Source organism: Rubinisphaera margarita (assembly GCF_022267515.1).
GTDB classification, from domain to species: domain Bacteria; phylum Planctomycetota; class Planctomycetia; order Planctomycetales; family Planctomycetaceae; genus Rubinisphaera; species Rubinisphaera margarita.
The window spans coordinates 237,992-249,108 of record NZ_JAKFGB010000022.1 but is presented as its reverse complement, the minus strand read 5'-3'; the positions used below and the strand labels follow the sequence as shown (position 1 = coordinate 249,108).

Here is an 11,117-nt window from a genome sequence, read left to right as displayed (position 1 = left end):
GATGTTCCAGCTGCGGAAAGCTGCTCGATAACCGCATCCAGCCCTGCTGCAGGAGACTCGTCATGAAGGCCATGCTGCTCTCGGAATACAAGAACCTCGAAATCGTCGACATGCCGCGGCCCGATATCGGACCGAAGGATGTCCTCATCTCCGTGCAGGCCTGCGGCATCTGCGGCAGCGATATTCACGGCTACGACGGCTCGACGGGCCGCCGCATTCCACCTCTGGTGATGGGACACGAAGCCTCCGGCATCGTCGAAGAAGTCGGCTCCGGCGTGACGCAATACAAAGTCGGCGATCGGCTCACATTCGATTCGACTGTGTCCTGTGGCGACTGCTTTTTCTGCCGTCGCGGCGAAATTAACCTTTGCGACAATCGCCGCGTCCTCGGCGTCTCCTGCGGCGAGTATCGCCAGCACGGCGCGTTCGCGCAGTTTGTGGTGGTCCCGGAAAACATCTGCTACGAACTGCCGGAAACGTTTCCCTTTGAGCATGCTGCGATGATCGAAGCGGTTTCCATTGCAGTGCACGCCGCCAATCGGACCCCGCTCAGCCTGGGCGATTCGGCCGTCGTCGTCGGTTCCGGGATGATCGGTCTGCTTGTTGTGCAGGCACTCCGCGTGGCTGGTTGCGGCACGATCATTGCCGTTGATCTTGATGAGTCGAAACTGGAACTGGCCCGCGAACTCGGTGCGACTCATTCCCTGAAAGCCGACAAAGTCAACGTGCCGGAAGAAGTGAAGGCGCTGACCGGCGGTCGAGGCGCCAGCGTGGCTGTCGAAGTCGTGGGGGCCACACCGACGATTCAGACCGCCATCGATTCCGTCCGCAAGGGGGGACATGTCACTCTCGTGGGCAATATCTCGCCGAAAGTCGAGATCCCGCTGCAGGCGGTCGTGTCTCGCGAGTTGACTCTGCACGGCTCCTGCGCCTCGCGCGGCGAGTACCCCGAGTGCATCGATCTGATGAACCGCGGACTCATTCAGGTCGAACCGCTGATCTCCCTGAAGGCTCCGCTGAATGAAGGCCCCAGCCTGTTCCAGAAACTCTACGCCGGCGACTCGGGGCTGATGAAGGTCATCCTCCAGCCCAACGCATAATCCCAGCCTGCAGAACTCCTTTTCGACGGGTGGCCCGACCGCTAAACGGCCGGGTCGCGCCAGCGACAAGGCTGCACCATCATCGAAGATCGCTTCTCAAGCCGCACGACTTGCTCATGCCGCCGTGCTTTGAAGTTCCGGAATCCACCGGGGCTACCCTTCCGAAGAATGATTTCTGTTGATTAGCGCCGGATCAAAATCCCGGTCGTATTCCACATGCATCAGATACAGACCCTGCGGCGGAGCCGTCGGACCGGCGACCCGACGGTCGAGGGCATCTCTGGCTACGGCCGCCTGTTCGATGGGCCAGGAGCCATCGCCGACTTTCAGCAGCGTTCCCATGATGGCCCGAACCATGTTGTAGAGGAAGCCGTCGGCGACGATGTCGAGGTAGAGGAATGGTGGCGCGCTCTCTGAAGTTGCGGGAGTGGACCAGAGGGGCCGGACTGTTCCCGCGGAAACGCGGCAGTGAAGAACCGTGCGAACGCTCGTCGCTTTGTTCGGGTAGTTCGACTCGAACGATCGGAAGTCATGGCGGCCGATCAGCGAATGAGCGGCTGCGTCCATCGCTTCGACATCGAGCTGATCCTGCACGCGTGTGGTGTAGTGTCGCAAATGCGGCCAGCCGACGCGGCTGTTGAGAATCAGATAGCGGTAGTGCTTCCACTTCGCGTGATGGCCGGCGTGGAAGTCGTAGGGGACTTCATCGACATCGCGAATCGTGATCGACTCCGGCAGCTTCGACTGCAGAGCCGGTCTCATCCGTTCGCAGGGAATGCGGGTCGAGGTGCGAAAGCTGGCGACCTGACCGAAGGCATGAACTCCGGTGTCAGTGCGTCCTGCTCCGGCCAGGCGCGATCGCTCTCGCGTAATCGCGAAGATGGCATCCTCGATATGCTCCTGGACGGTCGGCTTGTCGGGCTGAATCTGCCAGCCCGAAAACGGTTGCCCGTCATAGGCGATCAGCAGTCTCAGGTTCCGGTCAGTCATGAGTCAGCAGGAGTTGATCTGGGGGCAGGAAGTTCTGTCGGAATTCTTCATCCAGCAGAAGGGAAGCCCCGATCAAATCAACGGGGGCGACACGCGAACTGCCTGAATCTCAGCTGCGGGCTTCGATGCGTTCCTTCCATGCTTTGAGTTGCTGGGCGACAGGTTTGGGACCTCCTGAGCCTTCACTGACGAACGCCTGAATGGCGTTCTTGACACCCAGGATGTCGTAGACATCGTTCTCGATCTGCGGACAGGCCTGCTGAAATTCTTCCAGAGACAGTTCGGCCAGTCGCTTCTTCTGCTTCTCGCAGGTGGAGACCAGAGTGCCGACGGTTTCGTGACCGGTCCGCATCGGGACGCCCTTCTTGATGAGGTATTCCATTAGCGTGGTTGCGTCGAGGAAGCCTTCTTCGAGTCGAGCTTCGATCCGCTCACGGTTCAGTTCGGCTGTTTCGACGATTGCCGCAGCCAGTTCCAGACAGGCAGTAACGGTGTCGTAGGCGTCGAAGACGGGGATCTTGTCTTCCTGCAGATCGCGATTGTAGGCCAGTGGCAGGTTCTTCGTGAGACCGAGCAGATGTTGATTGGCCGCGATGACACGAGCCGACTTGCCGCGGATCAGTTCGAGCACATCCGGGTTCCGCTTCTGCGGCATGATCGAGGAGCCGGTCGTGAAGGCATCGCGGAGTGAAAGGAAATTGAATTCCGTCGTGCACCACAGAATCCACTCTTCAGCCCAGCTACTCAAGTGGACCGAGATGATGGCGAGGTCGGACACGAACTCGATGAGGAAATCGCGGTCGCTGGAAATGTCGAGGCTGTTCGTCGCGATCGTATCGAACCCGAGCAGTTCGGCGGTGCGGTTACGGTTGATCGGCAGCGACGTTCCGGCCACGGCGGCGGCGCCGAGTGGCGAGACATTCGTCCGACGGCGGGCATCAAACAGTCGGTTGCGATCCCGTTCCAGCTTTTCGCACCAGGCCAGCCAGTAGTGCGGAGCCATGACCGGTTGTGCCCGCTGCAGGTGCGTATAGGCCGGAAGGATCACGTCCTGATCACGATCGCAACGGCCGACAAAAGCCTCCTGAAGATCTTCGATGAGATCAACAAGGTGGTCGATGGCGTGGCGGATGAAGAGTTTGACGTCGGTCGAGACCTGATCGTTCCGGCTGCGACCCGTGTGCAACTTGCGACCGATGTCGCCGGTGCGGTTGGTCAACTCCCGTTCAATGTGCATATGGATATCTTCGAGTTCGATGTGATACTCGAACTCGCCGGCAGCGATCGACTTGCCGATGTCATCCAGTGTGCTGCAGATTGTCTTTCGCTCTTCTTCGGTCAGGAGACCGACTTCAGACAACATCGTCGCATGAGCTTTCGATCCCTGAATGTCAAAGGGAGCCAATCGGGCATCGAAGCTGATCGATTCCGTAAAGCGTTCCACGCGTTTGTCGGTCGCTTCCGAGAAGCGTCCACCCCAAGCTTTATCTGCCACAACTTGACTTTCTGTCTATTGAGCGATGGATTCTGATTAGATCTGATAGTCATTGACCGACGACTCGCGGCGGCCGCGACCTTCGAGCCGATCGAACAGCCAGTTGACGAAGACGCCCCAAAGAATGGGAAGGCTGATGCAGGCCAATACGTAAAGCGCCTGTTGCCACATGATCAGGTTCCCTGTTGTTTCGGTTCGGAGGCCAATTCGATCACGTGTCCATCCGGATCGGCCAGAAAGACCTGCACGGCTCCATCCGGTCGAAACTTTGGCGGCGAGACGACTTCGTAAGGAATATCGCTCGACTGAATCGCCTCCCACGCGGCGTTGGCATCAGGAACGCGAAAGGCCAGGTGATGCGTTCGCGTCGATCGCTTCTGTTCCGGCGAGAACATGCCGGCCGGACCCGACTGATCATGAGCCAGAATCAGATGGACGAGCGTGTTGCCTGCCCGATACCAGGCCCCTTTGAAGTTGAAGTTTGGGCGCGGAACTTCTTCCATTCCCAGCAATTCAACATAGAACCGGCGGCTCGCTTCCAGGCTTGAGGAGACGAGCGTCACATGATCAATGGCTTCCACCTGGACGACCGACATGATTACGACCTCGGTTCGTTCGAATGATTCTGCAGGGCCGCCCGTGCCTGGCGGGCGATATCAATCGCCTCCTCAGCCGTGTCGCTGAGAACGGTGAGATGTCCCATCTTGCGTCCGACTCGCGGCTCTCGTTTGCCATAGAGATGCAGCGTCGCTTCCGGATGCTTCAAGGCTTCTGCCCAGTTCGGAACGCCACCCGTCCAGACGTCGCCCAGGAGATTGATCATCGCCGAGGGCTTCAGCGGTATCATGTCGCCAAGCGGCAAGCCGCAGATCGCTCGCACCTGCTGTTCGAACTGACTGCTGAGGCAGGCATTGATTGTGAGGTGACCCGAATTATGAGGCCGGGGTGCCACTTCGTTGATAAGGATTCGGTTGTCAGTCGTGACGAACATCTCGACACACATCACACCAACGACGTTTAACTTCTCAAGCACGCCCCGACAAATGGCGACGGCGTCGGCTTCGAGATCGCTAACACTCGGCTCGGGAAAGACCGAGAGATCAAGAATATGATTCCGATGCTCATTCAGAATCGGACCGCAGCCGGTGAAGTTCCCCCATTGATCGCGAACGCCGACCACGGAAACTTCACAGCGAAAGTCGATCTTCTTTTCGAGAACGGCTTCGACCTGTCCCAGTTCCTTCCAGGCAGGTAGAGCCTCTTCGGGCTTCGACAGAGCGATCTGTCCCTTGCCGTCGTAACCGCCAAATGCGGTCTTCAAAATCGAAGGAGTGCCAAGCTCGTTGAGGGCGTTCTGAAGCTCGTCCTCGGTGCGGATCGGCCGGAAAGGCGTGACCGGCAATCCGGCTTCGGCGAGCGTTGACTTTTCCCGGATACGATTCTGGGAGATGTGCAGGACTTCGCCCCCGGGGCGGACCGGAACAATCCGTTCGATGGCCTGGGCGGCTTCGGAGCTGATGTTCTCGAACTCAAAGGTAATGACATCAACACCCTTGGCGAATTGTTCGATGGCATCGATGTCATCGTAGGCGCCGACAAACTCGCGATCGGCCACCTGGCCACAGGGAGAGTTTTCTTCGTCGGAAAAGGTGTGGACGTGATAGCCGAGCCGGTGAGCCGACTGCGCGAACATCCGGCCGAGTTGCCCTCCGCCGAGAACTCCGAGGGTCGCCCCCGGATCGATTGTGCGTGACTGACGTATCATGAGCAGTACTTAATTCAGGTCTGGTCGGGCTGAGCGTTGTCGAGATGGGAGTTGGCGGCAACGGTCTCGGTCTGGGACTGCTGGAACTCGTCGAGCCGCTTCGAAAGACCGACGTCGTTCAGGCTCAGAATTCGGCAGGCCAGCAGAGCCGCATTCTTCGCTCCCGAATCGCCAATGGCCAGCGTGCCGACAGGAATTCCGCCAGGCATTTGGACGATCGACAGAAGCGAGTCGAGCCCGGAGAGTGCCCTGCTTTTCACCGGGACGCCGAGCACCGGCAACGTGGTTTGGGAAGCCACCATCCCCGGCAGGTGAGCCGCTCCGCCCGCTCCGGCGATAATCACCTGAATTCCCCGGGAACGGGCTGTCTTGGCGTACTCGAACATGGCGTCGGGTGTGCGGTGAGCGGAAACCACACGGCATTCATGGGCGACACCGAGTTGACCGAGCAGTTTCGAGGCATGCTCCATCGTGGGCCAGTCCGACGTGCTGCCCATGATGATGCCAACCAATGGTGCCGAATTGTCGTCGCTCATGATGATGTCGTTTCAGTAACTCGATGCCACTTTCCGTCGCGTAATTCCGGGTTGTTGAGACCTTTAGGAGTGCCCGGAAAGCTGTGCTCTCAGGGCGGCGAAGCCGTAAGAGTATGGCCCCGGTCGCATCCCTCAACTTGCAGCCTTCGACTGGCTTCAGACGCCTACATCTTCACTTGATGAGACGTCAAATTCCATTTCGCCCACGGCTGCGCCGCCCCGAAAGAAACTCTCGAGGCCGCCCATTCACTTTGGACAGGCAACTGCATTGCGAAATCCCCGATGGAATCCCCGCATCCTACACCAGACCGGAAGCGTGCGAAACGGTCTCGGCGGGCCGTTCATCAGAAAAGCCGCGCCATCCCGCAGGATGACGACGGCTTTTGTGATGTCGGTCCACAGTGGTCCAGAGTTGCCTACAGGCCCAGCCATGGGAGCGGAGCTCCACCAGGCGGCAGCTGCACGATCTCGACAGCGGTGACGTCCGGATGCTGCAGGATCTCGTCGATCACAGCCTGTTCGGGCTTCGAATCGAGGTTGATCACAGCGACCGAATCGCCGCCGGGCTGCGTGTTCTCGCGACCCAGGGCCATATGGGCGATGTTCACGTTGTGCTTGCCGAGAACGGTCCCGATCAGCCCGATCAGGCCTGGGACGTCCTTGTGGCGGTAAATCAGCAGGGTTCCGTCGAGGTAGGCATCGAGCTGGAAGTCATCCAGCAGCACGAGCCGCAGATATTCGTGTCCGAACATCGTGCCGGCTGCCCGCAGGGTTCCCTGATCGGTCGAAACTTCAGCGACAATCATGGTCGAGAAGTCGCCGGCCTTCTTGGACGTTTCTTCGCTGACGGGGATGCCCCGCTCTTCAGTCAGCATGTTGGCGTTCACAATGTTGATGCGATCGCCCAGAGCAGCCGAGAGGAGTCCCGAAGAGAACGACGAGGTCAGCAGGCGGGTGTGCTTGCCGGCGGCGTCGCCGCGGTAATGAATCTCGGCACTGCGAATGCCTTCGCCCTGAGTCTGCTGAGCGAGCAGCAGGCCCAGACGGTACGCCAGGTCGATGTACCGCTTCATGCCTTCCATCTCGGAAGCCGAAACGGGGGCCATGTTTACGGCGTGACGGACTTCGTTGCGGGTCAGGAAACCGGCAATGATGTCACTGGCTTCAACAGCGACCAGTTCCTGAGCTTCGTCAGTCGAAGCGCCCAGGTGAGGCGTGGTCAGCACGCCGGGCAGGCCGGTGAGTCGGGTGTTCTTGGGAGGTTCTTCAGTGAAGACGTCGATGGCTGCTCCAGCCACGTGTCCCGATTCGACGGCGTCGGCCAGTGCGTCTTCATCGATGATGCCACCGCGGGCACAATTGATGATGCGGACGCCCTTGGGCATCTTGGCGATACGCTCGGCGTTGATGACGTTGCGGGTTTCTTCGGTCAGCGGTGTGTGTACCGTAAGGAACTCGCAGTGAGGGATCAGGGCATCGATTTCACGATGGAGTTCGACACCGAATTCCCCGGCGCGTTCCGCCGAAATGAACGGATCGTAGCCGAGCACTTTCATGTCGAGTCCGCGGCAGCGTTGAGCTACAGCGAGTCCGACGCGTCCCAGGCCGATGATGCCGATCGTCTTGCCAGCCAGCTGAGTTCCCGTGAACAGCTTCCGTTCCCACTTGCCTTCCTTCATGCTGGCGGCGGCGGGAGCGATGTTGCGGGACAGGGCCATCATCATGGCAATGGTGTGCTCAGCGGTGCTGATCGTATTGCCGCCCGGCGTGTTCATGACCACGATGCCCTGACGGGTGGCGGACGGAATGTCGATGTTATCGACCCCCACACCAGCCCGGACGATCGCCTTGAGGCGACGCTGTCCTTCAAGGACTTCAGCGGTCAGCCGCGTTCCACTGCGAATCACGATCCCGTCTGCTTCCTGCAGCTCTTCGCGGAGCTGCTCGACGGTCAGTTTGGGATCGGTTTTGTTGACCAACTCAATTTCCGGGTTCTCCTGGAGAACAGCCAGACCGGCAGCGGACAGAGAATCGGTCACCAGGACACGGTGTAACACTGGATAAGCTCCCTAAAGGTAGGACTATCAAAAGCTGAGGGTGAATCGTCGCGGATCGGCACGTCCCGAGGGACGGCGAGCGAGCGATTAGTCGTCATCGTCGCCGCCGATATCTCCGCTGTCATCGTCGCCGAGGTCTTCGTCGTCAGAATCTTCGGAATCGTCGAACTCAGCCTCATCGCTTTCGGCTTCGTTGGTTTCTTCGTCGACCAGATCCTCTTCGACTTCCTCATCGGCTGCGGCTGCGTCGGTGGGGATCGGGGTGGAACCGGAGAGGAGTTCTTTCACCGGCTGCATGAAGTAGGTCCGCTTGCCTTTGGACTTCAACTGCTCCAGGCGTTCTTCGGCTTCCGCTCTCTGATCGTACGGGAAGCGGGCTTCTTCGCGCAGAGTGGCCGTATAAATGACCCAGACGAGGCGTTTCCGTTCCGGAACGGCGTCTTTGGTCCGCCGGCTGGTCCGTTTGGCAGCTGCCTTTTTCTTCTTTTTGGCCTTCTTGGCTTCTTTTGGGGCGACCTTTTCTGCCGCCTCAGCCTGTCTTCTCAGCTCCAGGCGACTGGCTGTCTTGCGAGGCATCTTCTTTGTTCCTATCGAGGCCGCGGTACCGTGCGGCCGTTCCGGTCTTCACATCAATACACTACAGGGCCGATTCCGGCCTGAACGCACACCGCCAGAACCGGCAGTGAGTTGGAAAGCACTGGCTGCTGGTTGGCGTTCCGGGCCTGAGATGCTGGCGAACCCGCGCGAATTCAGGGAATCTGGGTCCGATCTGGCTGAGTTCGCCTCGGATTTCCTGCTCCGCGGATGGCGGTTTTCGCGACCGCATCACCCCGTTCACGAGGCCACGCGCTGAGAAGAATAGCTGTTTCGCGGAGGATATTCCACCGAATGGTCGCGGAATGAACAGGCTTTAGGGCAATCCCCGGTCAAATCGGGCAGTTCGGGCAAACAGGAAGAGGCCTGCGCCCCGCCGCTTCGGTCCGCTATGGCCGCGGCGCCAGAGTAGTTGCCGGATTTTCCGCCGAAATAATCAGAATAATTTGTCTAAACGGTACAGATCGTCCGATCAATAGAACAGAACTGCTGCGCGGCTGGGGTCCATGCATTCCACATGATCTCCGACTCGCCTCAGTCCTCCTCAGACAGGAAGTTTGAGTGTTTCGTCGTCGGGCATCAGGACGATTTCCCCGGCGGCGGTTCCTTTCCGGCAAGAGCCGAACAATCAGCATCATTCATTCACCGATCCCACACCGATGTGGGGCCTGGCCTCTCCCGCTCCGGGAGAACAGCAATTGGACACGGAGGTACACCCTAATGCCTATCAACAGCAAATGGATCCTGACGTTGGGGATCCTCGCCTTGTCTCCGACGATGGCGAAGGGAGGGCCGTTCGGCTTGCCAAACCCCTTCAAATCCCCGGCTCAGCCTGAGACTCAGACGAAATCCGCGGCTCCTAACAACCAGGAAGTCGCCAATCAGATCGCTGCAGCTCTCACGCAGGCCCGCCTCACCGGTTACGATATCAATATCGAATACCAGAACGGCGTGGCAACACTCTCGGGCATGATTCAGGATGCCCAGCAGAAACAAAAGGCCACGGAAGTCGCCAAGTCGGTGGCTCTCGTCTCCAAGGTCGACAACCGCATGGGACTGATCACCGCAGAGTCGGCCAGCCCGATTCAGCAGGTTGCCCATCAGGCTCCGACGCAGCGTCCGGTCGTTGATCAGGCTGCTTTCGAAGCTCCGCAGTCGGCTCCGCAGGTTTCGCCGATCCAGCAGGTTGCCGGAACGGCTCCGAAAGCCAAACCGTCTCAGGACGACAAGGCTCGCAATCAGGCCACCGCGAATCAGATCGCTTACGCTCTGCGAGACAGCGGTGTTTCCGGTTACGACATCGAAATCAGCTACAAGAACGGTGTTGCCGCACTGGCTGGTGTTGTCGGAACTCCCGAACAGCGTGAATATGTCGGCTCGGTCGTTTCGAGCGTTCCGGGTGTCCAGAACGTCGACAATCAGCTGCAGGTGAATCAGCCGGTTATGCAGACCGCAGCCTACCAGCCGTCTCTGGTTCCGAGCGAAGCGGGGCCAAATGAAGCTCCGGCCAACGGCGCCTATCCTCCGGGCTACCCCGGTCCGGGTTATCCCGGTGCCGGTCATCCTGGTCACCCCGGTTATCCCGGAATGGTACCTCCGGGACCTGGCGGTCCGGCTCCAGTGCAGCCGCCCCCGATGATGGGACATCCAGGTCCGGGACCCGTGAATCCGGTCTACAACCAGCCTTACCTGCCGGATCACGCCTGGCCGACTTACGCTGCTTATCCGAACTACGGTGCAGTGACCTATCCGAAGCAGTACTCCGCGAGTGCCTTCCCTTACATCGGACCGTTCTACCCTTACCCGCAGGTTCCGATGGGATGGCGTAGTTCGACCCTGGAATGGGACGATGGCGAGTGGCAGCTGAAGTTCAGCCCACAGACCGACCGCTGGTGGTGGTTCATGAATCCGAAGAACTGGGACTAGTCCTCCAGTTTCAGAACTCCAAGGCAGGTGTCGGCTCTACGCAGCCGAATTGAATGATGCGGCACTTCCGACTCTCGGGTCGGAAGTGTTTTTTCGTGCGCAGAGGGACCAACGGCCCAGGCAGCTCGAACTTCCTCTAGATGACACAGACGTTTCTCGGGCGTTGCCAATTTCAGCAATTCTGCGGGACGACGATCCCAAGGGTGGCCCTGATAGCTGTGCTATCAGGGCGGCGAAGCCGTGGGAGGACGCAGCGGCCGCGTGCCTTAAGTTGCAGCCTTCCATTTCTCCTTCTGGTGCCGACGCCGTCTGTTGGTTGGACGGGCAATCCCGTACTCCCACGGCTGCGCCGCCCCGAAAGAATCTTTCGGGGCCACCCCTGCCGGCGAGAGACGAGCACGTCGGCGAAATCGGCAACGACCAGGAAATGTCTGTGTCATCAGCTGAATTTGACGGCGGCGGCTGTGAACGGTCGAACCTGGCTGAGCCTGTCGGAATAACACCGGTTCGGCAGGATCAAAGGGCCCCTGGCCGCGGGGGCATAGACTGTCGCCGGGGAGAGCTCAAGCTCTCACGGGGCTGGAGTTTAGGCGGTGTGGACGCCGGGGTGGCCGAGCTGCCGTTGCGCCTCAGAACCGGAGAAGCGGGAATTTC

10 protein-coding genes are annotated in these 11,117 nt (G+C 59.5%); 2 read left to right on the top strand and 8 right to left on the bottom strand.

The features are described 5' to 3' along the window. Nucleotides 1–62 precede the first annotated feature (62 nt). Nucleotides 63–1,100, top strand: a complete 1,038-nt coding sequence (locus L1A08_RS22260) for a galactitol-1-phosphate 5-dehydrogenase (RefSeq protein WP_238758795.1) — start codon at nucleotides 63–65, stop codon at nucleotides 1,098–1,100. A gap of 153 nt (nucleotides 1,101–1,253) precedes the next feature. Here the strand turns inward: L1A08_RS22260 and truA are convergent, their stop codons facing one another. The 8 genes from truA to L1A08_RS22225 all read right to left on the bottom strand — a co-directional run bounded on the left by truA (nucleotide 1,254) and on the right by L1A08_RS22225 (nucleotide 8,519). Next, nucleotides 1,254–2,090 carry a tRNA pseudouridine(38-40) synthase TruA gene (gene truA, locus L1A08_RS22255; protein ID WP_238758794.1) on the bottom strand — a complete coding sequence of 279 codons (837 nt, stop codon included), beginning with the start codon at nucleotides 2,088–2,090 and terminating at the stop codon, nucleotides 1,254–1,256. Nucleotides 2,091–2,199: 109 nt separating this feature from the next. Beyond that, nucleotides 2,200–3,585, bottom strand: a complete 1,386-nt coding sequence (gene argH / locus L1A08_RS22250; protein ID WP_238758793.1) for an argininosuccinate lyase — start codon at nucleotides 3,583–3,585, stop codon at nucleotides 2,200–2,202. Nucleotides 3,586–3,621: 36 nt separating this feature from the next. Beyond that, a complete protein-coding gene (locus L1A08_RS22800) occupies nucleotides 3,622–3,756 on the bottom strand; it encodes a hypothetical protein (protein WP_261363015.1) in 135 nt (44 codons plus the stop codon). Nucleotides 3,757–3,758: 2 nt separating this feature from the next. Beyond that, complete coding sequence (locus L1A08_RS22245; protein ID WP_238758792.1) at nucleotides 3,759–4,181, bottom strand: VOC family protein; 423 nt, start codon at nucleotides 4,179–4,181, stop codon at nucleotides 3,759–3,761. Nucleotides 4,182–4,183: 2 nt separating this feature from the next. Then, on the bottom strand, nucleotides 4,184–5,350 hold the full coding sequence (locus L1A08_RS22240) for a 5-(carboxyamino)imidazole ribonucleotide synthase (RefSeq protein WP_238758791.1): 1,167 nt from the start codon (nucleotides 5,348–5,350) through the stop codon (nucleotides 4,184–4,186). A 14-nt stretch (nucleotides 5,351–5,364) separates the two neighbouring features. Beyond that, nucleotides 5,365–5,886, bottom strand: coding sequence for a 5-(carboxyamino)imidazole ribonucleotide mutase (purE, locus tag L1A08_RS22235; protein WP_238758790.1), 522 nt, complete (start codon nucleotides 5,884–5,886; stop codon nucleotides 5,365–5,367). Between the two features lie 416 nt (nucleotides 5,887–6,302). Beyond that, a complete protein-coding gene (serA, locus tag L1A08_RS22230) occupies nucleotides 6,303–7,943 on the bottom strand; it encodes a phosphoglycerate dehydrogenase (RefSeq protein WP_238758789.1) in 1,641 nt (546 codons plus the stop codon). 87 nt (nucleotides 7,944–8,030) lie between these two features. Further along, the gene (locus tag L1A08_RS22225) at nucleotides 8,031–8,519 is read right to left on the bottom strand and encodes a hypothetical protein (RefSeq protein ID WP_238758788.1); all 489 of its coding nucleotides are present in this window, start codon (nucleotides 8,517–8,519) and stop codon (nucleotides 8,031–8,033) included. A 738-nt stretch (nucleotides 8,520–9,257) separates the two neighbouring features. Here L1A08_RS22225 and L1A08_RS22220 point away from each other — a divergent pair. Then, the gene (locus L1A08_RS22220) at nucleotides 9,258–10,463 is read left to right on the top strand and encodes a BON domain-containing protein (protein ID WP_238758787.1); all 1,206 of its coding nucleotides are present in this window, start codon (nucleotides 9,258–9,260) and stop codon (nucleotides 10,461–10,463) included. Nucleotides 10,464–11,117 lie beyond the last annotated feature (654 nt).

Bases quoted from the DNA above. Each gene is read 5' to 3' on its own strand.
- L1A08_RS22800 (WP_261363015.1), bottom strand. From the start codon at position 3,756: ATGTGGCAACAGGCGCTTTACGTATTGGCCTGCATCAGCCTTCCCATT.
- L1A08_RS22220 (WP_238758787.1), top strand. From the start codon at position 9,258: ATGCCTATCAACAGCAAATGGATCCTGACGTTGGGGATCCTCGCCTTG.
- L1A08_RS22225 (WP_238758788.1), bottom strand. From the start codon at position 8,519: ATGCCTCGCAAGACAGCCAGTCGCCTGGAGCTGAGAAGACAGGCTGAG.
- L1A08_RS22260 (WP_238758795.1), top strand. From the start codon at position 63: ATGAAGGCCATGCTGCTCTCGGAATACAAGAACCTCGAAATCGTCGAC.
- truA (WP_238758794.1), bottom strand. From the start codon at position 2,090: ATGACTGACCGGAACCTGAGACTGCTGATCGCCTATGACGGGCAACCG.
- L1A08_RS22245 (WP_238758792.1), bottom strand. From the start codon at position 4,181: ATGTCGGTCGTCCAGGTGGAAGCCATTGATCATGTGACGCTCGTCTCC.
- purE (WP_238758790.1), bottom strand. From the start codon at position 5,886: ATGAGCGACGACAATTCGGCACCATTGGTTGGCATCATCATGGGCAGC.
- L1A08_RS22240 (WP_238758791.1), bottom strand. From the start codon at position 5,350: ATGATACGTCAGTCACGCACAATCGATCCGGGGGCGACCCTCGGAGTT.